Annotated in this window: 26 protein-coding genes and 1 pseudogene; 15 read left to right on the forward strand and 12 right to left on the reverse strand. The window is 66.3% G+C overall.

Annotation, left to right across the window (positions count from 1 at the left end):
* From ACFOWB_RS19825 to ACFOWB_RS19835, 3 genes are all read left to right on the forward strand, one after another.
* A partial coding sequence (locus ACFOWB_RS19825) for a molybdopterin-dependent oxidoreductase (protein ID WP_378148917.1) occupies window positions 1–384 on the forward strand: 384 nt, incomplete at its 5' end.
* Window positions 385–612: 228 nt separating this feature from the next.
* Window positions 613–894, forward strand: a complete 282-nt coding sequence (locus tag ACFOWB_RS19830; protein ID WP_378148918.1) for a hypothetical protein — start codon at window positions 613–615, stop codon at window positions 892–894.
* Between the two features lie 386 nt (window positions 895–1,280).
* Entirely contained in the window at window positions 1,281–2,543 is a 1,263-nt protein-coding gene (locus ACFOWB_RS19835) for a DUF2254 domain-containing protein (protein ID WP_378148919.1), read from the forward strand.
* 25 nt (window positions 2,544–2,568) lie between these two features.
* On the opposite strand, the pseudogene ACFOWB_RS19840 reads toward ACFOWB_RS19835, so the two are convergent.
* Both ACFOWB_RS19840 and ACFOWB_RS19845 read right to left on the reverse strand, forming a co-directional pair.
* A pseudogene (locus ACFOWB_RS19840) lies at window positions 2,569–3,332 on the reverse strand (IS5 family transposase).
* A 75-nt stretch (window positions 3,333–3,407) separates the two neighbouring features.
* The gene (locus ACFOWB_RS19845) at window positions 3,408–4,313 is read right to left on the reverse strand and encodes a LysR substrate-binding domain-containing protein (protein ID WP_261404304.1); all 906 of its coding nucleotides are present in this window, start codon (window positions 4,311–4,313) and stop codon (window positions 3,408–3,410) included.
* Window positions 4,314–4,500: 187 nt separating this feature from the next.
* Between ACFOWB_RS19845 and ACFOWB_RS19850 the strand changes: the two genes are divergently transcribed.
* Window positions 4,501–5,673, forward strand: a complete 1,173-nt coding sequence (locus ACFOWB_RS19850; protein WP_378148920.1) for an MFS transporter — start codon at window positions 4,501–4,503, stop codon at window positions 5,671–5,673.
* 133 nt (window positions 5,674–5,806) lie between these two features.
* On the opposite strand, the gene gcvA is transcribed toward ACFOWB_RS19850, so the two are convergent.
* A complete protein-coding gene (gcvA, locus tag ACFOWB_RS19855; protein WP_261404303.1) occupies window positions 5,807–6,709 on the reverse strand; it encodes a transcriptional regulator GcvA in 903 nt (300 codons plus the stop codon).
* A 108-nt stretch (window positions 6,710–6,817) separates the two neighbouring features.
* On the opposite strand from gcvA, the gene ACFOWB_RS19860 reads away from it, so the two are divergent.
* Window positions 6,818–7,978, forward strand: coding sequence for an MFS transporter (locus ACFOWB_RS19860; protein WP_378148921.1), 1,161 nt, complete (start codon window positions 6,818–6,820; stop codon window positions 7,976–7,978).
* A gap of 30 nt (window positions 7,979–8,008) precedes the next feature.
* On the forward strand, window positions 8,009–8,770 hold the full coding sequence (locus tag ACFOWB_RS19865; protein WP_261404302.1) for a glucose 1-dehydrogenase: 762 nt from the start codon (window positions 8,009–8,011) through the stop codon (window positions 8,768–8,770).
* A 12-nt stretch (window positions 8,771–8,782) separates the two neighbouring features.
* On the opposite strand, the gene ACFOWB_RS19870 is transcribed toward ACFOWB_RS19865, so the two are convergent.
* Window positions 8,783–9,229 (reverse strand): NUDIX hydrolase, encoded by a 447-nt coding sequence (locus ACFOWB_RS19870; protein WP_261404301.1) that lies wholly within the window; start codon window positions 9,227–9,229, stop codon window positions 8,783–8,785.
* Between the two features lie 131 nt (window positions 9,230–9,360).
* Between ACFOWB_RS19870 and ACFOWB_RS19875 the strand changes: the two genes are divergently transcribed.
* Both ACFOWB_RS19875 and ACFOWB_RS19880 read left to right on the forward strand, forming a co-directional pair.
* Entirely contained in the window at window positions 9,361–9,753 is a 393-nt protein-coding gene (locus ACFOWB_RS19875) for a DUF930 domain-containing protein (RefSeq protein WP_261404300.1), read from the forward strand.
* A 19-nt stretch (window positions 9,754–9,772) separates the two neighbouring features.
* A complete protein-coding gene (locus tag ACFOWB_RS19880; RefSeq protein WP_261404299.1) occupies window positions 9,773–10,450 on the forward strand; it encodes an MgtC/SapB family protein in 678 nt (225 codons plus the stop codon).
* A 7-nt stretch (window positions 10,451–10,457) separates the two neighbouring features.
* Here ACFOWB_RS19880 and ACFOWB_RS19885 read toward each other — a convergent pair whose 3' ends face one another.
* The 5 genes from ACFOWB_RS19885 to ACFOWB_RS19905 all read right to left on the reverse strand — a co-directional run bounded on the left by ACFOWB_RS19885 (window position 10,458) and on the right by ACFOWB_RS19905 (window position 13,833).
* A complete protein-coding gene (locus tag ACFOWB_RS19885; RefSeq protein WP_261404298.1) occupies window positions 10,458–11,465 on the reverse strand; it encodes an inorganic phosphate transporter in 1,008 nt (335 codons plus the stop codon).
* A gap of 3 nt (window positions 11,466–11,468) precedes the next feature.
* Window positions 11,469–12,113, reverse strand: a complete 645-nt coding sequence (locus ACFOWB_RS19890) for a DUF47 domain-containing protein (protein ID WP_261404297.1) — start codon at window positions 12,111–12,113, stop codon at window positions 11,469–11,471.
* 53 nt (window positions 12,114–12,166) lie between these two features.
* Window positions 12,167–12,415 (reverse strand): hypothetical protein, encoded by a 249-nt coding sequence (locus ACFOWB_RS19895; protein WP_261404296.1) that lies wholly within the window; start codon window positions 12,413–12,415, stop codon window positions 12,167–12,169.
* A gap of 175 nt (window positions 12,416–12,590) precedes the next feature.
* A complete protein-coding gene (locus ACFOWB_RS19900) occupies window positions 12,591–12,770 on the reverse strand; it encodes a hypothetical protein (protein WP_261404295.1) in 180 nt (59 codons plus the stop codon).
* 175 nt (window positions 12,771–12,945) lie between these two features.
* The gene (locus ACFOWB_RS19905; RefSeq protein ID WP_378148922.1) at window positions 12,946–13,833 is read right to left on the reverse strand and encodes a LysR family transcriptional regulator; all 888 of its coding nucleotides are present in this window, start codon (window positions 13,831–13,833) and stop codon (window positions 12,946–12,948) included.
* Between the two features lie 138 nt (window positions 13,834–13,971).
* Here ACFOWB_RS19905 and ACFOWB_RS19910 point away from each other — a divergent pair, with 138 nt between their 5' ends.
* Both ACFOWB_RS19910 and ACFOWB_RS19915 read left to right on the forward strand, forming a co-directional pair.
* Entirely contained in the window at window positions 13,972–15,069 is a 1,098-nt protein-coding gene (locus ACFOWB_RS19910; RefSeq protein WP_378148924.1) for an oxidoreductase, read from the forward strand.
* Window positions 15,070–15,100: 31 nt separating this feature from the next.
* Window positions 15,101–15,484, forward strand: a complete 384-nt coding sequence (locus ACFOWB_RS19915; protein WP_378148926.1) for a RidA family protein — start codon at window positions 15,101–15,103, stop codon at window positions 15,482–15,484.
* Window positions 15,485–15,549: 65 nt separating this feature from the next.
* On the opposite strand, the gene ACFOWB_RS19920 is transcribed toward ACFOWB_RS19915, so the two are convergent.
* A complete protein-coding gene (locus ACFOWB_RS19920; protein ID WP_261404292.1) occupies window positions 15,550–16,317 on the reverse strand; it encodes an SDR family NAD(P)-dependent oxidoreductase in 768 nt (255 codons plus the stop codon).
* A gap of 14 nt (window positions 16,318–16,331) precedes the next feature.
* Window positions 16,332–17,030: an NADPH-dependent F420 reductase gene (locus ACFOWB_RS19925; protein ID WP_261404291.1), complete on the reverse strand. Its 699-nt coding sequence runs from the start codon at window positions 17,028–17,030 to the stop codon at window positions 16,332–16,334.
* A gap of 92 nt (window positions 17,031–17,122) precedes the next feature.
* Between ACFOWB_RS19925 and ACFOWB_RS19930 the strand changes: the two genes are divergently transcribed.
* From ACFOWB_RS19930 to ACFOWB_RS19940, 3 genes are all read left to right on the forward strand, one after another.
* Entirely contained in the window at window positions 17,123–18,034 is a 912-nt protein-coding gene (locus tag ACFOWB_RS19930) for a LysR family transcriptional regulator (protein ID WP_261404290.1), read from the forward strand.
* Between the two features lie 155 nt (window positions 18,035–18,189).
* Window positions 18,190–18,993 (forward strand): NADPH-dependent F420 reductase, encoded by an 804-nt coding sequence (locus tag ACFOWB_RS19935; protein WP_378148929.1) that lies wholly within the window; start codon window positions 18,190–18,192, stop codon window positions 18,991–18,993.
* Window positions 18,994–19,071: 78 nt separating this feature from the next.
* A complete protein-coding gene (locus tag ACFOWB_RS19940) occupies window positions 19,072–20,013 on the forward strand; it encodes a LysR family transcriptional regulator (protein ID WP_378148931.1) in 942 nt (313 codons plus the stop codon).
* 39 nt (window positions 20,014–20,052) lie between these two features.
* On the opposite strand, the gene ACFOWB_RS19945 is transcribed toward ACFOWB_RS19940, so the two are convergent.
* A complete protein-coding gene (locus ACFOWB_RS19945; RefSeq protein WP_378148933.1) occupies window positions 20,053–21,465 on the reverse strand; it encodes an amidase in 1,413 nt (470 codons plus the stop codon).
* A gap of 102 nt (window positions 21,466–21,567) precedes the next feature.
* Between ACFOWB_RS19945 and ACFOWB_RS19950 the strand changes: the two genes are divergently transcribed.
* Window positions 21,568–22,131, forward strand: coding sequence for a TetR/AcrR family transcriptional regulator (locus tag ACFOWB_RS19950; RefSeq protein WP_378148935.1), 564 nt, complete (start codon window positions 21,568–21,570; stop codon window positions 22,129–22,131).
* 738 nt (window positions 22,132–22,869) lie between these two features.
* Entirely contained in the window at window positions 22,870–24,228 is a 1,359-nt protein-coding gene (locus ACFOWB_RS19955; protein ID WP_378148937.1) for a hypothetical protein, read from the forward strand.
* Window positions 24,229–24,444 lie beyond the last annotated feature (216 nt).

Genomic DNA, 24,444 nt, shown 5'->3' on the forward strand with positions numbered 1-24,444 from the left:
TGGAGCTGCATCGGCAAGTGGACCGGCGCTCCGCTCGCCGCGCTCATCGAGAAGGCGCGACTGAAGCCGGAAGCCCGATACGTTGTGTTTCATTGCGCGGACACGATGGAGAACGCCGAGGACGGCTCGCCCGTCCGCTACTATGAGAGCGTCGATCTCGTAGACGCCGTACACCCTCAGACGATCCTCGCCTACGAGATGAACGGCCAGCCCCTAAAGGTCGAGCATGGCGCGCCGCTCAGACTGCGGGTGGAACGTCACCTCGGCTACAAGATGGCCAAATATGTTATGAGGATCGAAGCCGTCGCCAGTTTCGACGAGATCGGCGGCGGCAAGGGCGGCTATTGGGAAGACAATGGATACGCCTGGTACGCTGGTATCTGACATCCGCTCAAATGTGCATTTCAACGAGTCGACGTTCGTTCCGGTCAGAATAAAAATATAATTCTGACATTTTCTGCTTAGCGAGAAACATTCATCTCTATCATTCCGTACTGCTGAGAGACTGACGTCATTTCGGTCAACTTATTCGGGCGTGCCCAGCGGGGCGCAGTATCGCTGCGCTTCCAATGACCTCTCTCGTTTAAGTCCTCAAGCAATAAGGGAAACGTCATGACCCTCAAAAACATCTTCACGACCGGTGCCGCCGCCGCCCTGCTCGCCGCGTCGACTTCTTTCGCGATGGCTCAGGCCACTGGTACGGAAAACAACGCGACCGGCGGCTCGCAGACCGACAGTATGAAAATGAAGGACTCGTCGGGCTCCATGAAGAGCGGCTCGTCCGGCTCGATGGAGATGAAGGGCGAGAAGCCGACCTCCGCCGGCAGCTCCGACAATCAGGCCAAGGACCTTCGCGGCCACAGCGAAACCCCGACGAGCGGCTCCGGAAAGTAAGTCTCTAGCCTCGCGGAACGCTTGCGCCCCATCGGCTCGGTCGGAGGGGCGCGCCTTTAAGGCACTGCGGGACGAGCGTCTCAAGCCAGCACGCGCCTGAAGCACTCCCCCAACTCCAGGCCACGAACTGACTTTGAGTGGGCAGTCTATCTGCTGGGCAAAGTAAGCGACGATTTGAATTCGTTCCGCAGGGTCGGATCGAGAGCGGAATCTCTCGATCAAAACCTTTGCGATCTTAATTGCCAATCTCAATCTAAACGACGCCTAGATCCCTCACTGACGCGAGAAAACCCGGCAGCGAACAGCGCGCACTTGACCTTCACCGGCGCATCGCGTCCGAAAAAGGATCATCACAGCCGACTTCAAGTTAGAGACCTTCCCATCCAATGACCTCGCGCTGGGCCTGGCTGCTTTCCGTACTCACACGCCGCATCTGGTTCCGGGCGAGCCTGTTTTCGCTGGGCGCGATCGCGACCGCGCTGGTGGCGATCGTCGCCAGCCCGCACATCCCCGCGGGACTTCAGGCGCGCAACGGGGCCGACGCGGTCGACAACCTGCTCGGCATCATCGCGTCCAGCATGCTGGCGGTGACGACCTTTTCGCTCAACATCATGGTGTCGGCCTATTCGGCCGCGACCAGCAACGTCACGCCGCGCGCGACGCGGCTGGTGATGGAGGACAGCACCACCCAGAACGTGCTGGCGACCTTCCTTGGCTCGTTCCTCTTCAGCCTTGTGGGCATCATCGCGCTGAGCGCCGGCGCGTATGGCGACCAGGGACGCGTCGTGCTGTTCATCGTGACGATCGCGGTCATCGCGCTGGTCGTCGTCACGCTGCTGCGTTGGATCGACCACCTTTCGCGTCTTGGTCGCGTCACCGAAACGACCGCGCGTGTCGAGGAAGCGGCAGCTCGCTCGATGCGCGAACGCCGCGAGCGCCCGCATATGGGCGGCGCGCCGCTTGCTGATCCGACGTCCATTCCCGGCGGGGCGCGCCCTGTCCGCGTCGATGCGATCGGCTATCTCCAGCATCTCGACGTCAGGGCGCTGCAGGCCATCGCGGAGGGCGGTCGAGGCGATATCTTCGTCGGCGTCATTCCGGGCAAGCTGGTCGACCCGTCGACCGTGCTCGCCTTTGCGCACGGTATCGACGGCGACGATGTGGAGGCGCGCATCCGCGCCTGCTTCACGATCGGGGACACGCGCTCCTTTGATCAGGATCCGCGTTTCGGCGCCTGCGTCCTGTCCGAGATCGCGTCGCGGGCGCTGTCGCCGGGGATCAACGACCCCGGCACCGCGGTCGACGTCATCGGCCGCGCGGTGCGGTTGCTCGCGATCTGGACGGACGCCCGCGAGAGCGATGACGACCCGGTCGAATTCCCGCGCGTTTACGTCCCGCCGATCGAGCCAGATGATCTCTTCGACGATCTCTTCAGCGGGATCGCACGGGACGGCGCAGGCGTGGTCGAGATCGGCCTGCGGCTCCAGAAGGCCTTCGCGACGCTGTCCCGGTTGGGTGGCGGGCGCTACGTCGAGGCCGCACGCCGTCACTCAGGGCTTGCGCTCGAGCGCGCCGAGGCCGCTCTCACCATCGAGGACGATAGGCGGCGTCTACGAGCGGCCGCCGACTTGCTCGGCGGCGGCCGCTGAGCCCTTGGCGCCCTAGGCAGCGGACTCATAACGCGTTGATCCAGAGGCGTGTCGCGACGAGCTTGACGGCTGCGAGGAAGTTGTCGGCTCTTCGGTCATAGCGGGTGGCGATGCCGCGCATCTGTTTGATGCGGTTGAAGAAGCGCTCGACGAGATTGCGCTGGCGATATACCCAGCGGCTGAAGCTGAACGTCGCCTTGCGGATCGAGCGCGGCGGGATGTTTGGCCATGCTCCGCGCTCCTGCACGAAGTCGCGGACGCCGTCGGTGTCGTAGGCCTTGTCGGCGACGACCGCCGCCCCCGGCCGGACGTCGGCCAGCAAGGTCGCGGCGGCTGGCGCGTCGCCCGCCTGTCCCGCGGTGAGTTCGATCCGGATCGGTCGGCCTTCAGCGTCGACGAGGGCGTGGATCTTCGTCTTCAGGCCGCCGCGGGAACGTCCCATGCAAGGATCGCCAGAGCCCCCTTTTTGCCCGCGGCCCCATGCTGGTGGACCCGGACGCAGGAACTGTCGATCATCACGATGTCGCCGTCGTAAGTCTCGGACACCGCGGCCAGAAGCCGGTCCCAGACGCCGGCCGCGCGCCATCGGCTGAAGCGGTTTTAGAGCGTCGTCCGCGGTCCGTAGCGCTCCGGCACGTCGCGCCAGGACGAGCCCGTCCGGAACCGCCACAGGATGCCGTTGATCACCCGCCGGTCGTCCACCCGCGCGACGCCCCGCGAGTTCCGGGGCAGCAGCGGGTCGATGATCCGCCACTCCTCGTCTGACAGTTCGTGTCGTCGCATGCCCATCTCCTTCAAAGAAGATGGAATCAGCCCGCGCTAAAAAACGGAACCCCGCTAATGGGGACGCTCCCTAGAGCGCCGTCAGCGAAGGCGAGCCGCGAGGAAATCTACGAACGCCCGGATGCGCGCGGGCGTCGAGGCGCCGCCCACGAACACGGCGTGCAACGGCTCAACGTCGCCCGGATTGAACTCCTCGAGGATCGGCGTGAGGCGACCCTCGGCGATCTCCTCCGCCACGCTGAACGCGCCGACGCGCGTGACGCCCACCCCAATCGCGGCGAGCTGGCCGAGCGTCTCGCCATTGTTGGCCTCGATGTTTCCCTTCACCGACAGCGCATAGTCGCGCCCATCGCGCCGGAACGGCCAGGTCGGCTCGATGCGGCGGAAATTGAAGTTAAGGCAGTTGTGGCGGTGGAGATCTTCCGGGATTTCCGGAACCCCATGGCGCGCGAGATAGTCAGGCGATGCGACGATGATCCGCCGGTTCTCGCCGAGCTTTCGCGCCGTCAGCCCGCTGTCTGGCAGCGGGCCGAACCGGATCGCGACATCGGCTTGCCCCGCCGCGACGTCGGCGAGGGTGTCGGTCAGCGCAAGGTCGACCAGGATGTGCGGATAGAGCGCCGCGAACTCGCCGAGCAACGGGACGAGGCGCAGCCGGCTGTGCGCCATCGCGGCGCTGACCCTTAAGCGGCCCCGCGGCGCGCCCTGATCGGCAATCTGCTGCTCGGTGTCGTCGAGATCAGCGAGGATTCTTCTGGCTGCCTGCAGATAGGCCTGCCCCTCGACGGTCAGCGAAAGCGCCCGTGTCGAGCGCAGAAGCAGCCGGACGCCGAGCCGCGCCTCGATCCGATCGATCGCGCGGGCGACCGCCGAAGGGCTCAAGTCCAGCGAGCGCCCGGCGGCCGAAAAACTGCCGTGCTCGACTATGGCGACGAACAGCGACAACGCATGCGCCCTGTCGACGCCGTCGATCAGCTTTGCGTTCAAAGCAAAAATCCTCCGCGTTCAGCGAGCATACTCAAGCGGAGAGTCCGCCGTCATCTATGCGCAAGAAGCAAGATGAGGGGCGGGCAGCGCATCTAGCGACGTGGCGGCGCGCATCGGCGCATGCGTCCCGGGTCTGTCCGCTTGGCCACATTCCGCACCACCACGCGACGGCCCGAGGAGGCCCGACATGAAACCCAATCTCGGACTGCTGGCGCTCGCCGTCGGCGCCTTCGGCATCGGCGTGACCGAATTCGCCCCAATGGGCCTGCTCCCCGTCATCGCCGAGGATCTCGGCGTCTCGATCCCGACCGCGGGCATGCTCATCAGCGCCTATGCGGTCGGCGTCATGGCGGGGGCGCCGCTGATGACGCTGACCACCGGAAGCGTCCCGCGCCGGACGCTGCTGATCGCGCTTGCGGCGATCTTCACGCTCGGCAATGCCCTCGCGGCCATCTCTGACAGCTACGGCATGTTGCTCGTGGCGCGGCTGATCACCTCGCTCAACCACGGCGCCTTCTTCGGCGTCGGCTCGATCGTGGCGGCGGGCCTCGTGGCGCGCGACCGTCAGGCGAGCGCGGTGGCGGCGATGTTCATGGGGTTGACGATCGCGACCGTGGTGGGCGTGCCGCTCTCCACCTGGGCCGGCCAACATCTCGGCTGGCGCGCCTCCTTCTGGGGCGTCGCGGCGCTTGGCGTCGTGACCATGGCGGCGCTGCGACTCACCCTGCCGCGGCTCCCCGCGGATAATAGCGGTGACGCGCTTGCGGAGTTGCGCGTGCTGGGGCGTGGCGAAGTGCTGGGTGCGCTGATCCTGACCGTGATCGCTTCGAGCGCGATGTTCACCGTCTTCACGTACATCGCGCCGATACTGCGAGACGAGACTCAGGCGTCGCTGACCTTCATGACCGCGATGCTGGTCGTCTACGGCGTCGGCCTGACGGTCGGCAACTGGCTTGGCGGCAAGTTTGCGGACCGCTCGGTCGACCGCACGCTCGTCGTGACGCTCGCGTCGCTCACCGCGATCCTGATCGCCTATTCGGTCCTGATGCCCTATGCCGCGCCGTCCGCGTTCGTGATCTTCATCTGGGGCGTGGCGAGTTTCGCGATCGTGCCGCCATTGCAGATTCGCGTCATGGCGGCGGCCTCCGATGCGCCGAACCTCGCCTCGGCGGTAAACATCGGCGCGTTCAACCTCGGCAACGCCATTGGAGCGGCGCTCGGCGGGGCCGTGATTGCGGCGGAGCTCGGCTATCCGGCGGTCTCGCTCGCAGGCGCTGCCACATCGGCGATCGGCCTCGCCACCGTGCTTGCGAAGATGCGCGGCGCTTCGACCTGTGCTGCGGCGGAGCAGCGCCTCTAACGCCGAGGCCGTTCACGGGGAGATAGCGCGCCGAAAAACGAGCAGTCCGGGCGTCTGCATTGGGTCGCGGCTGAAGGCCCTGAGCCCAGATGCGCCATAAGCGGTCTCTCGGGTCTCATCCGAAGTCAGACGTTCAGTCGTGCGCCTTCCTGGGCGCCTGCGCGATCCTACGAAGCCATCCGCAGAATGATCTGACGGCAGGATCGTCCGCAAAACCTTCCGGCACATAGGTGTAATAGCTCCGCGCCGGCAGCGCCGGCTGTTCGAACGGAATGACGAGCCGCCCCGCAGCGACGTCGTCGGCGACGAGCGCCGTCGGCCCCATGGCGACCCCGACCCCGTCGAGCGCCGCCTGGAGCGTGAGGTAGAAGTGTTCGAGCGTGACGGAGCCCGCCGGCTCAAGATCCGGAGCCCGCGCCGCGACCAGCCATTGCGCCCAGACTCCCGGAAGTGTCGCCGAGTGCAGCAGCGTGTGCCGGGCAAGCTCCTGCGGGCGAGCGAGAGGGTGACGCTCGACCAGCGCCGGGCTGCAGACTGGGATTCGCGTCTCGGACAGGAATTCTTGGGCGACGTGGCCGGGGACCTGATCCGGCCCTCCGCGGATCGCGACGTCATAGGGCTCGTTAAGATCCGGAATCCGAGCGTTCGACGTCGTCAGGCGAACCTCAAGATGAGGATTGGCCATCTGGAACGCGGACAGACGCGGGATCAGCCACCGCAGTGTGAAGGTGGCGAGCGCGTTGACCCGAAGCAGCCGTGACGATCGCTGCTCGATCTGCCGGGCGGTCGCGGCGGCAACCCGGTCAAGCGCCGGACCGATCTCGGCGAGGTAGGCGGCCCCGCGATCAGTCAGCGTGACGCGCCGATGGCTTCTCGTGAACAGCGCGTGCCCGAGCCAGTCCTCGAGCAGCCGGACCTGTCGGCTGACGGCCCCATGCGTGAGGCCGAGCTCTTGCGCGGCCTCAGTGAAGCTCTGGCGGCGGCCTGCCGTCTCGAAAACACGCAGCGCGTTCAGCGGTGGAAGGCGGCGGCTCATCTGCGTTAGCTTTTCTCACGCAAGGCGTCAGGATAACTCGTTTGCAGCAAGGTCCTGCGGCGCGCAACCTGACCACACCTGCCGCATCGAACATCCATGCGTACCGCCATGACAATCGCTCACGCGCCCGATCGACGGGGCGCGAACCGCACGCTCGCGGTCTCGGGCCTGCTGCATGCTCTGCACGACGGCTTCATTGACCTGATCTACGTGCTGCTGCCGATCTGGCAGGCCGAGTTCGGGTTGAGCTACAGCCTGCTCGCCGTGCTGCGCGGCCTCTACGCCGGCTCAATGGCGGCGCTGCAGGTGCCGGCCGGCCGGCTTGCCGAGCGGATGGACGGGCGTGTGATCCTTGCGGCCGGCACGATCCTCGCAGCCGTCGGCTACCTGCTCGCCGGCCTGTCCGGCGGCGCGCTGGGCCTCTGCGCGAGCCTTGCTTTGTCGGGCGCGGGATCGAGCACGCAGCATCCCGTGGCGTCGGCGGCGGTCTCGCGCGCCTACGGGTCCGCCGCGAGAGGGCCGATCGGCACCTACAACTTCACAGGCGATCTCGGGAAGGCCGCGCTCCCGGCGCTCACCTCGCTGCTCGTCACCGCCATGCCCTGGCGGCATGCACTCTGGCTGATCGCCGCCCTCGGGCTCATCGTCGCGGCGACCGTCGCCGTCATGCCGAAGATCTCCGCTTCGAAGACTGAAAAGGCCGCGCCTTCCGGCGAGGGCCGCGGCGGCTTCCGGCTGCTGTGCGCCATCGGCGGTCTCGATACGGCGGCGCGGATGGGCTTCCTGACCTTCCTGCCCTTCATGCTCCAATCCAAGGGCGCGGGCTTGCCGACGATCGGGACGGCGTTTGCGGCGGTGTTCATCGGCGGGGCGTTCGGCAAGTTCGCCTGCGGGTGGCTCGGACAGCGGGTCGGCGTGCTTCGCGCCACGCTGCTGACCGAGGGCGCCACCGTCTGCCTCATCGTCGCGACGATGGTCGCGCCGCTCTGGCTCGATTTCGCGCTCCTGCCGCTGGTCGGGATCGCGCTGAACGGGACCTCGTCGGTCCTCTACGGCACCGTGCCAGAGCTCGCGCCAGCCGGCCGCGTCGAGCACGCCTTCGCGGTGTTCTACACCTTCGTCGTCGGCTCGGGCGCGGCTGCGCCGGTGCTGTACGGCGTGCTGGGCGACATCGGCGGCTGGTCTTGGGGAATGGCGAGCGCCGCAGTGACGGCGCTGATCACACTGCCGCTCGCCGTTCTGCTCGCGCCGCGTCTGGCGTCGCGCTGACACGCAGCATCGCTATCCGGAGAGACCACCATGGATATCGCCTCCCATGCGCCCGTCATTCTGATCACGGGCGGAAGCCGTGGCGTCGGCGCTGCGACCGCGAGGCTTGCTGCAGCGCGAGGCTATGACGTCGCGATCAGCTTCGTCTCGAACGAGGCCGCGGCCAATTCGGTGGCGGCCGACGTCGAGGCCGCGGGTCGCCAAGCTCTGGCGGTCCGCGCGGACAGCGCCGATCCGGCCCAGGTCGAGAAGCTGTTCGCGGCGATCGATCAGACGTTCGGCCGGCTCGACGTGCTGGTGAACAACGCCGCGATGCTCGCCCGCCAGTCCCGGCTGGAGGATCTCGGCTTCGAGCGCATGCAGCGGATCTTCGCGGTCAATGCGATCGGCCCGATGCTCTGCGCCCAACAGGCAGTCAGGCGGATGTCGCATCGCCACGGCGGACAGGGCGGCGTCGTGATCAACATCTCCTCGGCGGCCGCCCGGCTGGGCAGTGCGAACGAGTATGTCGATTACGCCTCGTCGAAAGGCGCGTTGGAGACCTTCACGATAGGCTTTGCGAAGGAGGTCGCGCGCGAAGGCGTCCGCGTCTGTTGCATCCGCCCCGGGCACATCTACACCGACATGCACGCGAGCGGTGGGGAGCCCGGACGGGTCGATCGTGTCAAGGACTCGATCCCGATGGGCCGGGGCGGCCAGCCGGAAGAGGTCGCTCGGGCGATCCTGTGGCTCGCGAGCGACGAGGCGTCCTTTGTCACCGGCACGTTCCTCGACGTCACCGGCGGAAAGTAACGTGTGGGAAACTCAGCCGTCCCGCCTGATGCGCTTGGGCAAGTCCAGCAGGATCATTTGCAGCCGCTCTTCCTCGACCGCGGCGGAAGCCTCGTCAGTCCTGAACCAGCGCCTTACACGCTCAGCCTTCTCCGGCCAGTCCTCGAGCTCTTCCTGAACGAGCAGCGGGAACACCTCGACCTCGCAGATCTGGTTCGGTCCCTTGCGCATGACCTTGAGATAGTCGAACGCGCCGATCGCGGGCCCGCCTTCTCCACGCACGCCGGCCTCCTCGTAAGCCTCGCGCATCGCCGTCCCGAGCGGGCCGAGCTTCTTGATCGGCCAGCCCTTGGGCACCATCCAGCGATGGGTCTCGCGGGTGGTGACCAGCATCACCTCGAGACGGCCGTCGGAGCCGATCCGGTACGGCGCGGCGCCGAATTGCTCGCGAACCTTCGTGCGTCGAAACTTCCTGCTCATGCTTCGTCATAATTGGTTGAATCGGTGAACATTTCGAGCGAATCCGGGCCGTTGGAACACGATTTCGGTGGGTCGTCTGCTTCGCTCCGTCGATTGAGGCGGCTCTGTTCCTAAGGCCACGGAGGAAACGGATGAGAGGAACGTCGTTCCTCGTCGCTATTGCCCTGCTGGTGGTTCAGGCCCCGGCCGTGGCGCTAGAAAGGTCGCTTGAGGCCAGTCTCCTGCGCCTCGATCCCGAGACTCGCTTCCACCAGCTCTGCGACATCGAGACGATGCGGCGGATCTCGGCCGCCAATGGCGCGCTCCATCCAGACCGGATGGTGATGGACGCCGAGCGGGAGGCGGAGCTTTCTGGCGACGAGATCATCGGGCGGGGCGCAGCGATCCGCAGCGGCGGGCGCTGGTATCGTCTGACGTTCCGATGCCGGGCGACGTCCGACCGACTGACGGTGCTGGAGCTGAACTACCGGATCGGCGCCGCCATTCCCGAAAGCCGCTGGGACGAGATCGGGCTCTGGCGCTAACCTGAACAGGGAGGTCGCGATGACCAACGCCGAACTGGTGATGCGCCTCGGGGCCGCCGCCGTCGCGGGCGGCGTGGTGGGCGTCGAGCGAGAGCGGCTGCAATGGGCCGCGGGCCTGCGCACCCACATGATGGTCTGCGTCGGGGCCTGCCTCGCCATGATCGTCTCGGCCTACGGCTTCGACGACATCCGCGCGACCGGACAGGTCTCGTTCGATCCCTCGCGCGTCGCAGCGCAGGTGATCTCCGGCGTCAGCTTCCTCGGGGCCGGAACGATTCTCTTGCGCGGCGAGGTCGTGCGCGGCCTCACCACCGCGGCCAGCATCTGGGGCGTCGCGGCGATCGGGCTCGCGATCGGCGGAGGGCTCTACGTCGCCGGAACCGCCGCGACGCTGATCATTGTCGGCATTCTCGCGGGCGTGAAACCGCTCGAGGAGCGCTACCGCGACAGCATGAAGAGCCGCGCGCTGACATTCGTCGCCCCGCGCGGCGCGCTCACCATAGACAAGCTCAACGAACTCGCCGGGCCGCGCGCCTCCCGGGTGCGGACCTTCGTGGCGCGCCCGGCGGAAGAGGACGGTCAGGACGAGATCGTCATCACGTTCGTACGGCTCTCCCAGACGAGCGTCGATGAGATCGCCGCCAAGGTCGCGGCGCTTCCGGAGGTGAAGACGAGCAAGCGGGCCATTGAGGACTAGCGGCCGATCACTGGAACAGCGCGACCAGCCAGTAGGTGCATGCCGAGATCGCCGCTGCGGCCGGCATCGTCAGCACCCAGGCGATGACGATGTTGCTCGCGACGCCCCAGCGGACCGCGGAAGTCCGCCGCGCTGCCCCGACGCCAACAATCGCGCCTGTGATGGTGTGCGTGGTCGAGACCGGAACGCCGAGCCATGTCGCGGCGAACAGCGTGATCGCCCCGCCGGTCTCGGCGCAGAAGCCCTGCATGGGTTTCAGCCGCGTGATGCGCGAGCCCATGGTATGGACGATGCGCCAGCCGCCCGAGAGAGTGCCGAGCGCCATCGCGGCCTGGCAGGACAGTACGACCCAGAGCGGCACGTGGAACTCGCCCGAGCCGTAGCCGGATGAGTAGAGCAGCACCGCGATGATCCCCATCGTCTTCTGCGCGTCGTTGCCGCCATGGCCGAGCGAATAGAGCGAGGCGGAGACGAACTGGCCGATCCGGAACGTGCGATCGACCATGAACGGCGTCTGGCGCACGAACGCCCAGGTGACGGCGAGCACCAACAGGATCGCGAGGAAGAAGCCGACCGCCGGTGACAGCACGATGGCGGCCGCGGTCTTGAGCAGTCCTGCCCAGACGATCGACGACAGGCCAACCTTGGCGAGGCCAGCGCCGACCAGCCCGCCGATCAGCGCGTGGCTCGATGAGGACGGGATGCCGAGCGCCCAGGTCAGCAGGTTCCAGACGATCGCGCCGATCAGCGCCGCGAACACGACGGCGGGCGTGACGATCTCGGCGTCGATTATGCCGCGCCCGATGGTCTCGGCGACGTGCAGCCCGAAGAACAGGAAGGCGATGAAGTTGAAGAACGCCGCCCAGATTACGGCGTAGCGCGGGCGCAGCACCCGGGTCGACACGATGGTGGCGATCGAGTTCGCGGCGTCGTGCAGCCCGTTCAAGAAGTCGAAAGCCAGCGCCACGCCGATGAGCGCGACGAGCAGCGGAAGCGAGATAGCCGCGTCGCCCACGGGTCAGACGTTCTCGATCACGACGCCGCTGATCTTCTTTGCGACGTCCTCGAAACGATCGACCACGTCCTCGAGTCCCCCATAGATCTCGCGGCCGATGATGTAATCCATCGGATCGCTGCGGCCTGCAGTCCGGAACAGCTCTTTGACGCCCTTGTCGTGCAGGTCGTCCGAGCGGTTCTCGATCGCGATGATCTGTTCAGTGAGTTCGCCGAGCCGATCCGCGTTCTGGCCGAGCGAGGAGAGCAGCGGGATCGCCTCAGCGGTGAGGCGGGCCGCGTCCACGATCGTTACGCCCATCTCGCGCATGATCGGGTCGAAGGTCTTCAGTTCGTAGAGCGTAACGGCCTTCACCACCTTGTTCATCTCGTCGACGGAGTCGTCCATCGCCTGAATGAGCTCCTGGATGTCGGCGCGGTCGAAGGGCGTGACGAAGCTGCGGTGAAGCGCCTGCTGCACCTCGCGCGCGACGTCGTCGGCGAGGTTCTCCTGCCGAACGACCTCGGCGGCGTGGGCCGCCACCTCGTCGCCGCCCTCGAGCATCTTCTGGAAGGCGGCGGCGCCGGCGACCAGAATCCTCGAATGCTGTTCGAACAGCTCGAAGAAGCGATCTTCCTTCGGCATCAGTCGGCGGAAGAACCTGAGCATCAGACCTCCGGGGCGCGAGGACCTCTAACTGGACCAGCCCAGAAAGATCGCAACTACGTGATCGGCATTCCGATGTCGCCAACGAACGCGACCTCCCCCGGACCGGGCCCGAAAGACTCGATCGAGGACGAAGGATTGGGACCGGAGACCACCGGCGTGTCGACATCGACGCCGGCGGCGGCCGCCACCGCGGCAAGCGCCGCGCCCTGGTCGGCGATATGCACCGCCCAGAACAGTGGATTGCCCTTAGGCCCGGTCTCGAAAGCGATCAGCCAGCCTTCCATATCGGCGGCGAGTATCACGTAGGCTCGGGCCCAAACAGTTCGCCAGAGGTCGAGGGGCGGCCCTGAAGCCGGCCCCTCTGGCCGCCTCCCGGGGTTGGAGACTCCGGAAGCGGTTGCGTCACATTATGTGGCGATCGGGAACGAAGACTTGCGCACGGGTTGCGTCCTGCTGTCGCTCTCTCGGAGTTCTCGGCTAACGGAGCTTGGCGATCCCGATGCCGTCGAGCTTCGCGCGGTCCTTGATGGATTCTTCGCTGCGAGTCATCGCTTTCGAGATCGCCTTGAGCGCCATGCCCTTCCCGGCGAGCAACTTCAGTTTCGCAAGCTCCTCACCAGTCCACGGCTGGCGATGCCGTTCAAATCGCTCTTTCACGGGTAGCTCCTGCTTGCCGATGCGCTTGCGGCTCTCTCCCCGTCTATAGCAGCGACGGCAAGGCTTTTGACCGCGGGTGTCAGCTAACGCGCCACTAGTCTGGGCGCTGTGCGTCAACAGCAGACTTCGAAGATCGTCCTGTAAGCCGACATGCAGTACGCCGTATTCGTTGAGGTCATCCCGGCGACTTCGATAGTCGGACCTTCATCTCGTCGATGAAGTGCCGGACGCGGGCGGGCACGTGGCGGCGCGTCGGAAGCACGGCCCATATCGCGAGCGGTTCGGTCTCCGCATCGTCGATCGGCACAGCCACGAGACTTCCATTAGCCAAGTCTTCAGCCACATCCCAATATGTCAGCAGCGCAAAGCCCGCTCCGGCGCGGCAGGCGGCCCGGACCGCATCGACGCTGCTCGCCGACAACCGCCCTGCGACCCGTTTCGCGACCCGCTCTCCAGCCCGGCTGAACACCCACGCGTCCATCGCGTGAATGGTTAGGCAGACGTGGTCATCGAGCTCAGCGAGCGTCTGCGGCGCGCCGTAGGCCCGGAGGTGACCGGGCGCGGCGCACAGGATCCGCGGATTGTCCGCGACCTTGACGGCGATCAGCCCGGATTCCTGCAGCGTCGCGACGCGGATCGCGACGTCGATGCCGACCGCCACGATGTCCACGATGCCGTCGCTCAGCGTCAGGTCGACCTTAAGGAGCGGGTTCTCCGCCATCAGGCGCACGGCGAGCGGAACGACGATGGATCGGCCAATGAGGTTCGGGGCGGTGATCTTGAGGACGCCGCTTAAGCCCGCTTCCCGCCGTTCAGCAAAGGCCGAGGCGGCCGCCTCGCGCGCCTCCAGCATCGACTGCCCAAGCGGTAAGAACGTCTCGCCGTCGCTGGTCAGGGAGACCGAGCGCGTGGTGCGGTGAAACAGCCGAACGCCGAGTTCCTTCTCAAGCGCTGCGAGCCGTCGGCTGACCGCCATCGGCGACAGCCCGGCCTGACGGCCGGCGCCCGACAGGCTACCGATCGACGCGATCGAGCAGAACAACGCAACGTCGCCGAGGTCCATATCGTATCACTGAACGATAAACTGCTTCTCGTCGAGCCGTGGTTCCGGGCACCGCGACGCCTGTCTATCTCCAACGTACGCAATTGAGCGGTTCGAACCTCTCTCGAAGGCGCTGCGGACCGAACGAAAGGACGGACAATGTCCGGCGACACTCTCTTCACGAAATACGATATAAACGGGCTGACCCTCCGCAACCGGTTCGCGGTCGCGCCCATGACGCGCGTCAGCGCCACAGCAGACGGGCTCGCGACAGAGCGGATGGCCCGCTACTACGAACGCTTCGCGCGCGGCGGGTTCGGCCTCGTCATCACAGAAGGGCTCTACTCCGACCAGGCCCATGCGCAGGGCTACCTGCATCAGCCCGGTCTTTCCGACGCGGCGCAGGCTGTCGCTTGGAAGCCGGTCGTCGAAGCCGTGCGCCAACACGGAGCGCGCATCGTCGCGCAACTCATGCATGCCGGCGCTCTGAGCCAGGGCAACCGCTTCCGGTCGACCTCAGTTGGACCGTCGGCGATCCGGCCCAAGGGCGAACAGATGGCGTTCTATCGCGGCCGGGGACCTTACCCCGCGCCCGTGGAGATTACGGAAGAGCAAATCGCCGACGCCGTGGAGGGGTTCGCCGCTTCGGCGGCCCGGGCCGTCACCACGTCGGGGTTCGACGGGGTCGAGATCCACGGCGCGAACGGCTACCTGCTCGACCAATTCCTCACCGACCACACGAACCGGCGGACCGACCGCTGGGGTGGCGATACGCGGCGTCGCATGGAGCTGACGCTGGCGATCTTTAGCGCCGTCCGTGAGCGGATCGGTGCTGCAGTCCCGGTCGGGGTCCGGATCTCGCAAGGCAAGGTCAACGACTTCTCACACAGATGGGCGGGACGTGAGACGGACGCCGAGGCGATCTTCGGCGCGCTCGGCGATGCGGGCGCCGACTACATCCACGTCACCGAGCATGAAGCCTGGCGCCCTGCATTCGAGGGCGGCGATACGAGCCTTGTGGCGCTCGCCAGGCGCTATGCGCCGGCCATCGCGATCATCGCCAATGGCGGGCTGCACGATCTCAGCCGCGCGACGGAGGTCATCAGCCAAGGCGCGGACGTCGTCTCGCTCGGCAAGGGCGCGCTCTCCAACTCAGACCTTCCCATCCGGGCGCGCGAGGGGCTCGCCCTTGAGGCTTTCGACCCCGCGATCCTTGGTCCCGTCGCGAACGTCAAAGATCGGGAACTTGCCGCCTGAGGCGGCTCTTTCCCAACCCATGGAGAAAATCATGCTGGAACGCGTCGTCACCGACCCCGACAACTATGCGCCATACCTGCTCTCGCAGGGCATTCGCTTCGGCGACCTACTGTTCATCTCGGGCCAAGCGGGCGCGGGCGACGACGGAAAAATCGTCGAGGGCGGCTTCCGGGCGCAGGGCGAGCAGGCCTTCGCCAACCTCCGCCGGGCTCTGGAGGCCGGCGGATCGAGCCTCAAGGATGTGATCAAGGTGACGATCTACGTCACCGACATGGGACAGTTCGCCGAGGTCGTCGAACTCAGGCGAAAGTTCTTTTCCGAGCCCTATCCGGCAGACACGATCGCCGAGGTCCGGGCGCTCTACGATCCGGCCGCGATGATCGAGATCGAGGCGATCGCGGCCGTCCACGCGTGAACCATGCCGCGAGGCATCCGACGGTGCAGCTTCCGAGAAGCCGACCGTCGCCTGCCTGAGCAGTCTTAGAGCCTGTAGCCGCCGCTCGCTTCGACGACCTGACCCGTGACCCAGCGCCCCTCGTCGGAAGCGAGGAAGGCCACGACGGAGGCGACATCGGACGTCTCGCCGAACCGGCCGAGCGCGGTGTCTGCCTCGATCGCCTTCACCATCTCGGCGTTCTCGCGGACTGCCGCGTTCATGTCCGTCCGGATCCAGCCCGGCGCCACCACGTTCACGGTGACCCCGCGCGGCCCGAGCTCCATTGCGAGCGCATGGGTCAGGTTGTTGATGGCGGCCTTCGCCATCGAGTAGATCGGGACCATGGGCTGCGGCCGGGTGGCGAGCGCCGATGAGATGTTGATGATGCGGCCGCCGTCGCGGAGACGGCCCAACGCCGCCTGCGCCATGAAGAACGGCGCGCGGGCGTGAACAGCGATCATCGCGTCCCAACCTTCCGGCGTGGCGTCGCTGAGGCCGCCCCACCCGGAATTGCCGGCGTTGTTGACCAGGATGTCGAGAGCGCCGTTGCCATTGCGCGCCATAAGCTGACGGTCGAGCCGATCGAACAACGTCGGAATGCTCGCCGCGTCGGCGAGATCGGCCTGGAGCGCGAAAGCGGTTCCGCCGGCCGCCTCGATGGCGGCGACAGCCTCATCCGCGCCGCCCTTGCTGGCGTTGTAGGTCAGCGCGACGGTCGCGCCGTCGCTGGCGAGACGTTCCGCGATCGCGCGGCCGATGCCACGCGAACCGCCGGTGACGAGAGCGGTCTTCCCGTTCAGTGACTTGGACATCTGCTGATCCTTTCTCAAACGACACGCTCGCGCATGACCGGGCCGGGGCTCGCCTCGATCACGGTCAGGGCGAGACGGATGAGGTCGGGGTCGCCGCCATATTCGTGGTCGGCGACGTGGTGGAGGAAGAGGCCGAGCTGCTCGATCTGCCGGGCGCCCTTCAGCGGTCCCGCGGCGAGCGGCCTGAAGCCGGCGTCCTCGATGAGCTTGCGCGTGATCCGCCCGGCGTCCGCGTCGTCGGTCACGTAAGGCACGCCCGGCCGAGTCGGGGCCGTCTCCCAGACCGACGCCTCGAGCACGGGAGCCGCCAGCGTGCTGAAGGCCTTCACGACGCGCGCCTTCGGCAGACGCTTCTGCAAACCCTCTGCCGTCGAACTGTCACGCATGAACTCGACGTCGTGGAAGTGCTTGAAGTCAGCCGTGACGCCGAGCGGGTTCATGGTCTCGATGACGATCTTTGCGTCGAGCGCGTCAGCGACTGTGGCGACGATCGTCTCCACCCGCGGCCAGTAAACCGAGAACAGGACGACCTCGCCAAACTCTGCGGCCTCGCGGATCGTGCCGAGGCGAGCCTTGTCGCCAAGCTCCGCCAGGAGAGGTTCGAGCTTTCGATCCTCGCCGTCCTTGGCGAGGACGAGCTCATGTCCCGCCGCCGCCCATGCCCGCGCGAGCCGGGCCCCGATGTTCCCCGTGTTGAGAATGCCGATTTTCATATGGGTCTCCGCGCCAGTTCGATTGGCGTGGCGGAGAGCTATGATGTCGCGTTTAGTGGATAAACCGGCTGGCCAGCACCACCTTGTCGCTCATGGACGCGACAATCGATCCCGCTCAGCTCAGGGCTTTTGTGGCCGTCGTCCGGTCCGGCTCCTTCACGCGGGCGGCCGAAGCGTTGGCGACTCGCAAGTCCCATCTCAGCCGCCTGGTGATCCGGCTCGAAGCGCGACTCGACGCGCAGCTCCTGCATCGGACCACACGATCCGTCACCGTGACAGAGCTCGGCCAAGAGGTGTTCGAGCGCGCTGTCGCGATTCTCGCCGCCCTGGAGGATACCGATCGGCTTGCAGAGAGCGCCAAGGGCGAGCCGCAAGGCGTGCTGCGCCTGACCTGCGGCGAAGAGTTCGGACTTTGCGTCGTCAGCCGCTGGATCGCCGGCTATCTTGCCGCTCATCCTAAGGTGCGGGTCGAGGCCGATTTCACCAACCGCATGGTCGACATCGTCAGCGAGGGCTACGATCTCGCGATCCGGGTCGGCACCCTGGGCGACGGCGATCTCACCGCAGCCAAGCTCGGGGAGGCCGACTACGCCCTGTTCGCAAGCCCTGACTACCTTAAGGCTCGCAACGCGCCGAAAGTGCCGCGAGACCTCGGCGCCCACGAGACTGTGGTGTTTGCGGCTGCCGGACGAAGCGCCGAGCTCAAACTGAGCCGCGGCGCCGACAGAGAGATCGTTCGCCTCGTTCCGCGCCTCCTGGTCAACAACAACCTCGCCGCCCGTGACGCCGTGGCCGCCGGCGTCGGCATCGGGCTGCTGCCGCGCTTCCAGGCCGCGCAGCTCCTGACCGAAGGCCGCATCCAAGAGGTGCTTCCGGGCTGGTCGAAGCCGCCGGCCCCAGTCCACGCCGTGTTCTCGTCGACCCGCTATCCCACGCCGAAGGTCCGGGCCTTCGTCGACCATGCGAAGAGAACCTTCACGTCGATGATCGCGGTCCCGGCCTGACGGCTGGACCGCGCTGACTGTTGCGTGCAGGGGCAACGGTCCATTGCCCCTGTCGTCACTGTCAGCCTTTCAAGGCGATCCATAGCTCTGGGTCCGGACGCGCCCGCCGGAAAAGTCGGCGGCGCGCCGCGGCCAGCTTATGGAGGGATCATCAGGTGACAGGCACAATCGGAATCATCGGCTCGGGCCTCGTGGGAAAGGCCGTCGCGCGGCTCGCCGTCAGGGCGGGATACAAGGTCGTGGTGAGCAACTCGCGCGGCGCCGAAACGCTGACGGGCCTCGTCGCGGAGCTCGGCCCGCTTGCCCGCGCGGGCTCCGTTGAAGAGGCGATCGCGGCCGGGGACATCGTCACGGTCTCGGTTCCACTCGCCGCCTTCGAGGCGCTGCCGTCCGACGGCTTCGCCGGGAAGCTCGTGCTCGACCAGACGAACTACTATCCGGGCATGGGCGATTTCCGCCGCGCCGATCTCGACAGCGGGGAATTGACCTCGAGCGAGCTTGTGCAGCGCCACCTTCGCGGCGCCCGGCTCGTGAAGGGGCTGCACAACCTCAGCTGGATCCACATGGAGAGCAACGCCCGGCCCAAGAGCGACGCCGACCGGACGACCCTGCCGATCGCGGGCGACGACGCCGTGGCCAAGCAGGCTGTGACCGAGTTCGTCGAGGCCATCGGCTATGACGTCGTCGACGCCGGCTCGCTCGCCGAAAGCTGGCGCATCGAACCCAACACGGCGATCTACTTCTGGCGCTACGCGCCGGTCGTCCCAGAGGGCGTAACGGGCGCCGAGGCCAAGCGGATCTATCAGCAGCGGGGCGAACCCGTTTCTCCCGATCAGGCTCGGACGCTGATCCGAGAGGCCGTGCGCCCGTCGCCGATCGGTGGGACGCTCGAAGGCATGCCGCAGGTCCACATCGATCTGTTCCTCGAGCAGGCGAGCCCCGAAACCGTGAAGCAGTGATCCCGAACGCGCCGGACGCTGTGCGCGGCGTCCGGCGCTTGATTGCCCGATCGCGTGGCAGATGGAAAAATGTTGTCCATGAAGACAACAATCAGCTTTTCCGAGATGCAGGCTTTCGTCGCGGTGGTGACGGAGGAGTCGTTCACCGCGGCCGCCGAACGCCTGGAAACCGACAAGGCGCGGGTCAGCCGGATCGTCCAGCGCATCGAGGAAAAGCTCGGCGCGAGGCTTCTGAACAGGTCGACCCGGCGGCTCAGCGTGACCGAAGTCGGCCGGGACTATTTCGAGCGCGTCTCCTCGATCCTAGCCGCCGCGGAGGCCGCCGAAGCAACAGTTGCGCAGCAGTCCCGGGAGCCGAAGGGGCGCCTGAAGATCACTGCGACGCCCGAGTTCGGAACGACCCGGGTCGACGGCTGGATCGCCACCTATCTGCGCACATGGCCGAAGGTCACCGTCGAGACGGTCTACTCGATCCGCGCCGTCGACATCATCCACGAGGGGATCGACGTGGCCATCCGGATCGGAGCGCTGCAGGATTCCGAGCTCTCGGCGCGCAAGCTCGGCGACATCACCTACGGCCTCTATGCGTCGCCCAGCTATCTGAAGAGCGCTGCGCCGCTGCACGCAGTCGACGACCTGAAGCGCCATGACCTGATCATGAAGACGGCAAGCGGCCGCGCCGTCTGGACGCTGGCCAGTGGCGACGTCACGGAGAAGGTCTCGCAGACGCCGCGATGCGCGCTCGACAACATGATCGCGCTGAAAAACCTCGCCGTGTCGGGACTTGGAGTGACCCAGCTTCCTCGCTTCATGGCCGCGCCGCATGTCGCCGACGGAACCCTGGCTCACGTCCTGCCCGGATGGGCGAACGCGCCGATGCCGGTCCACGCCGTCTTCGCCTCGACGCGGTACATGGACCCGAAAGTGCGAGGCTTCGTCGATCTGTGCCGAGAGGCTTTCCAGGACGGCCCCGAGCACGGAGCAGACTCTAAACACTCAGCGGCCGCGGCGCCCTCGTAGAGAGGATTTCCACGAGGGCGCCTCGTCGAAGGTCAGCCTTCACCCCAAGAGATTGGGCCGTAGGCCTCGAACGGGGCTGACCTCTTCGAGCAGCGACGCGAGATGAAGGATGGTGGGCTCAGTGCGCCAACCGCCGATGATCTGGACGTTGATCGGCATGCCGTCCGTGCTCGTGCCGAACCGCATCGACAGGCCTGGCAAGCCGGTGACGTTGAGCGGCACGGTCGCGGCCTGGAGGTAAGTCGCATCCACCGTACGGCCGTCGATGACGAGCTGCTCGACGCCATGCCGGTGCGCCGGGATCGGCAGCACCTGCGTGATCAGCGCGTCGTAGTCCCTGAAATAGGCCGCGTAGCCGTCGCGCAACCGCTCCGCCGCCTGCTCCGCCTCGATGTAGTCGTCCATCGCCGTATCGGGCAGCGAGAGCATGGTCCTGGCCATCTTGTAGAGCTCGTCCTCGCGACGTCCGGCCGTCGCCGCCCTGAAGGCCGGCTTCATCTCCATGACGTGGAGGCGGTTGAAGACGTCGAGCGCGAAGTCCCGCTCCAGCGCCGGGATGCTCACAGGCTCTACGAGAACGCCGAGGCCCTTGAGCGCGTCCGCCGCCGCCTCGACAGTCGCCGCAACTTCCGGGTCGACCGGCCCGAGGCCAGGCCCGACCATCCACCCCACGCGGAGCGGCCGGTCGGACGAGCGCGCAAGCCCGGCGCCGACTGCCGCGCTGCTGGCGAACGCGTCGAGGCCGTCGGGGCCGGCCAGTTGCGAGATGGCGAGCGAAAGATCGCGAACGCTGCGGGCCATCGGGCCGACATGCCAGAAGCGCCGCGGCGCGCGGGGCCAGATCCCCGTCATCGGCACGAGCCCATGCGTCGCCTTCAGCGAGGCGATACCTGTCTGGGCGGCTGGCCCGCGCACCGAAATCGCGAGGTCCGTGCCGAGCCCAAGCGGCGACATGCCTGCGGCGATCGCCGCGGACTCGCCGCCGCTCGACCCGCCCGGCGTGCGTTCGGGATCCCACGGGTTGTTGGTGCGGCCGGAAAGCAGATTGTCGCTCTCGATCCAGTAGGAGAATTCAGGAAGGTTGGTCTTTGCGAGCAGAATGCCGCCGGCGTTCTTCAGGCGCGCGACGCTGGTCGCATCCGTCTCCGGCGTGCGGCCCCTGAAGATCGGTGAGCCCCTCTGAGTCGGCACGCCGGCCGTGTCGATGGAATCCTTTACGGTGAAGGGCACGCCGTGGAGTGGGCCAAGCGCTTCGCCGGCGAGCACCGAGGCCTCGGCGACTTTCGCGGCCTCGTGCGCACCGTCCGCGACCGTGACGATCGCGTTGACATGTCCGTCCACCGCTTCGATGCGGTCGAGATGAGCGCGGACGATCTCGACCGGCGAAACTTCGCGGGTGCGGATGAGTTCGGCGAGCCGTGTCGCGTCGGAGAAAAGGATGTCATCGGTCATAGCCTAGCCTCTACCTAACGTTCGTTAGGCATCAATTGGATGGTGATTTTCGTTCCGTCAAGCCCTATCTAACGATCGTTAGGTTCATTGGGGCAGACAGCCGTGACCACGAATTCCCGAGAAGCGATCCTCGCGGTGGCGACGCTGAGCGCACAGGCGCACGGCTATCTCGGCATGAACTTCCGCGACCTCGCGGCCGAGGTGGGGATCAAGGCTGCGAGCATCTATCACCACTTTCCGAGCAAGGCCGAGCTCGGTGCGGCCGTGGCCAGGCGCTATTGGGAAGACGCCGCAGCCGTCCTCGAGGCGATTTCGGACGAGGCCGCTAACCCGGCCGAGGCATTGCGCCGCTACCCCGCAACGTTCCGCGTGGCGCTCAAGAACGGCAACCGGATCTGCCTGTGCAGCTTCATGGCAGCCGAGTTCGACGACCTGCCCGACGTCGTGAAAACGGAGGTGCTCGCATTCGCCGACGTCAACGTGGCGTGGCTGACGCGGCACGTGTCCGCCGCGGGGCTTGCCCCTGCCGGGGAAAGCGAAGCGAGGGCTCGTTCGATCTATGCCGCTATCGCCGGGGCCCAGCTCGTCGCGCGCAGTCGTTCGGACGTCTCGATCTACGATGCCCTTATCGACGGCTATCGCGCCGCCGGGCTGCTTCCCGACTAACTTGACTGGACTTGTTTGCAGTGGATCCGGAAACGGTAGGGTGAGCTCGGCGGCGCACTTCTTCGACTAAACCTAGCAGCCGACGTAGCTGCCCAAGTTGAGGCAAAGCGGCTTGTGCGGACCATGGATCGATTGAGCTCGACGTTCCCAGAGTACTATCTCTAACATCCGAGCCGGAAGCAGACGCCGCCCGCTTAAGCCGTCGCTGCTTCCCGAACGACTTACAGCGGACGCGAAGCCGATATGCCGGTTATCACGCCCTTAAGTCTGGCGGCCAACATTTTGTCGACGCTCGCGGTAATCGCGCTAGCGGCTCGCGGATGAGGACGCCGCGTTTTCCAAGACAACGCCAAGCCTGCCTGAAGCTGGACGATTTCGCCATAACGCGCTCGAACTCGTCCGAGACCTACACGTCGCCGACGAGCGACGTCGCGCGGATGTTAGCGGCGACGTCATCGAGCGCCGACTCTCGGCGGCCGGTGGCTAAAACATGGGCTCTGACCTGAACGAGCCTCTTGGCCGAAACGAGGCCAGGCCCGATCGCGCCCTTTGCCTAGCGGTCGTGCAGCGAACGCCGCTTCCAGTTCGCCACACGCCGAGACTCGGAGAAAGCCATCGGCGGACAATGGCCGGCGGCTTCCCGCAGCTCTCATTGTCTCGACGCTGGAAGCCGCCGTCAGGTGGAGAGACGCCGCCGGGCTCGGCTCGCGTCTTCAGCAAAATATCAGGGAGGAGCAAATGCCGGAAGATCAGGACTCCGTCAGACGCCGTCATACCCATGACGGCGTCTTTTTGCTTGCCGCGGCAATTATCTGCGGTTCGACGTCGGCGGCCGGGGCGTGGGAAAACCCGCTAGAGAAGCGCTACACGTCAGGACCTCTGGAGGTCTGCGACCAGGGCGCCTTCTTCGTTGGCGGCGTCCCGAAAGTCACGAACTACGCGACGTCCTCGGACGGAGGGCCACCACAGCAGATCACGATCGGCCAGTCCTACGTGCAGTTCCAGATCCCGGCCGAGCGCCGGAAGTGGCCGATCGTCATGATCCACGGGTCGACGCATACGGGGGCGGCGCTCGACGCGACGCCGGACGGCAAGGAGGGCTGGTACTCCTACGCCGTGCGCAACAACCTCGCGACGTTCATCGTGGACCAGCCCGGACGCGGCCGGTCCGGTTTCGACCAGTCCGTAATCCTAGAAGCGAAGGGCAAGAACGACTGGAGCCTGATTCCGTCGAGCTTCGGCCGCATCACCGACAACGGCGCGTGGACGACGTGGTTCGGCCATCTGCTTCCGAGCGGATCGGACATCACCACCGGCACGATGATCCGTCACGGCGATCCCGGCGACCCCGACGGTCCGGAGGATTTCAACCAGCCGTCCGAGAAGCACGGACGCTATCTTCCGGCCTTCCCGATCCCTCCGGTGAAGAACTCCGTCGACGCTGACGTCGTCGCGCGGGAGGGCGCGATCGGTCCGGCGCCGAACCCGAAGAACAACCTCTATCTTGGCCTCGAATACTACAAGCAGTTGGTTCCGAACGGCGAAGTGACGCTACCGGGATCCTTCTGTCCAACCTGCAACCCGCAGACTCTCAACGCGATCGACACCTGGCTTCCGAACGCGCTCGCCGATCTCGTCGAGGGGCTCGGCGGCGCGATCGTCTCGCCGCACTCGCAGTCGACCTCGTCGGTGTTCCACATGGTCCGCATCCTGCGCGAGCGCGGCCAACTCCATCTCATCAAGGGCATCATCATCCCCGAGGGAGCCGGCACCAATCTCGAGGCCGCGGGCCTGACCGGCCGGGACTTCGACACGATCCCGTTCCTGCTGGTGAACGGCGATTATCGCCCTCTCGCGACGCGCCAGATCAACTACGCGGCCGTCGCGGCGATGAACGCCAGCCGGTCCCGCAAGGTCGGGCCGGCGCTTGCGCTTAACATCGAAGACCCGCGCTTCAACGGCAAGCTCAAGGGCCATACTCACATGGGCATGCTCGGCTCTACCGCGCTTCGGGAGTTCGACTTCTTCCTCGAATGGGCCGACGAGAACATTCCGAATCCGATGGTGAAGGCCTCGTGCAAGGCCAAGCGCGACTGACCTTCCGACGCCTGTGTCGAGGCGTCTGACATCAAAGGGAGTGGCGGCCGCAGGCGCAGCCGCCACTCTGCATTTGGCCGTTCGCGCCTCCTTCGGCCACGGGCGCCCAAACGATGCGCTGAACGCCGGATTTCATGCGCTCAGCGCTGAGATGCCGCGTAAGGTCTCATTACGCTCGACCTCTCGTTCAGGGAGGACGCAATGACTTCGACTTTG

Origin of the sequence: Chenggangzhangella methanolivorans (assembly GCF_042648545.1) — a bacterium.
GTDB lineage: Bacteria > Pseudomonadota > Alphaproteobacteria > Rhizobiales > Methylopilaceae > Methylopila > Methylopila methanolivorans.

Excerpts from the sequence above, each read along its gene's own strand:
- ACFOWB_RS19945 (WP_378148933.1), bottom strand. The coding sequence starts at position 21,465 with ATGACCGATGACATCCTTTTCTCCGACGCGACACGGCTCGCCGAACTC.
- ACFOWB_RS19890 (WP_261404297.1), bottom strand. The coding sequence starts at position 12,113 with ATGCTCAGGTTCTTCCGCCGACTGATGCCGAAGGAAGATCGCTTCTTC.
- ACFOWB_RS19920 (WP_261404292.1), bottom strand. The coding sequence starts at position 16,317 with ATGTCCAAGTCACTGAACGGGAAGACCGCTCTCGTCACCGGCGGTTCG.
- ACFOWB_RS19850 (WP_378148920.1), top strand. The coding sequence starts at position 4,501 with ATGAAACCCAATCTCGGACTGCTGGCGCTCGCCGTCGGCGCCTTCGGC.
- ACFOWB_RS19870 (WP_261404301.1), bottom strand. The coding sequence starts at position 9,229 with ATGAGCAGGAAGTTTCGACGCACGAAGGTTCGCGAGCAATTCGGCGCC.
- ACFOWB_RS19835 (WP_378148919.1), top strand. The coding sequence starts at position 1,281 with ATGACCTCGCGCTGGGCCTGGCTGCTTTCCGTACTCACACGCCGCATC.
- ACFOWB_RS19880 (WP_261404299.1), top strand. The coding sequence starts at position 9,773 with ATGACCAACGCCGAACTGGTGATGCGCCTCGGGGCCGCCGCCGTCGCG.
- ACFOWB_RS19875 (WP_261404300.1), top strand. The coding sequence starts at position 9,361 with ATGAGAGGAACGTCGTTCCTCGTCGCTATTGCCCTGCTGGTGGTTCAG.
- ACFOWB_RS19915 (WP_378148926.1), top strand. The coding sequence starts at position 15,101 with ATGCTGGAACGCGTCGTCACCGACCCCGACAACTATGCGCCATACCTG.
- ACFOWB_RS19860 (WP_378148921.1), top strand. The coding sequence starts at position 6,818 with ATGACAATCGCTCACGCGCCCGATCGACGGGGCGCGAACCGCACGCTC.
- ACFOWB_RS19865 (WP_261404302.1), top strand. The coding sequence starts at position 8,009 with ATGGATATCGCCTCCCATGCGCCCGTCATTCTGATCACGGGCGGAAGC.
- ACFOWB_RS19925 (WP_261404291.1), bottom strand. The coding sequence starts at position 17,030 with ATGAAAATCGGCATTCTCAACACGGGGAACATCGGGGCCCGGCTCGCG.
- ACFOWB_RS19940 (WP_378148931.1), top strand. The coding sequence starts at position 19,072 with ATGAAGACAACAATCAGCTTTTCCGAGATGCAGGCTTTCGTCGCGGTG.
- gcvA (WP_261404303.1), bottom strand. The coding sequence starts at position 6,709 with ATGAGCCGCCGCCTTCCACCGCTGAACGCGCTGCGTGTTTTCGAGACG.
- ACFOWB_RS19910 (WP_378148924.1), top strand. The coding sequence starts at position 13,972 with ATGTCCGGCGACACTCTCTTCACGAAATACGATATAAACGGGCTGACC.
- ACFOWB_RS19930 (WP_261404290.1), top strand. The coding sequence starts at position 17,123 with ATGGACGCGACAATCGATCCCGCTCAGCTCAGGGCTTTTGTGGCCGTC.
- ACFOWB_RS19955 (WP_378148937.1), top strand. The coding sequence starts at position 22,870 with ATGCCGGAAGATCAGGACTCCGTCAGACGCCGTCATACCCATGACGGC.
- ACFOWB_RS19905 (WP_378148922.1), bottom strand. The coding sequence starts at position 13,833 with ATGGACCTCGGCGACGTTGCGTTGTTCTGCTCGATCGCGTCGATCGGT.
- ACFOWB_RS19830 (WP_378148918.1), top strand. The coding sequence starts at position 613 with ATGACCCTCAAAAACATCTTCACGACCGGTGCCGCCGCCGCCCTGCTC.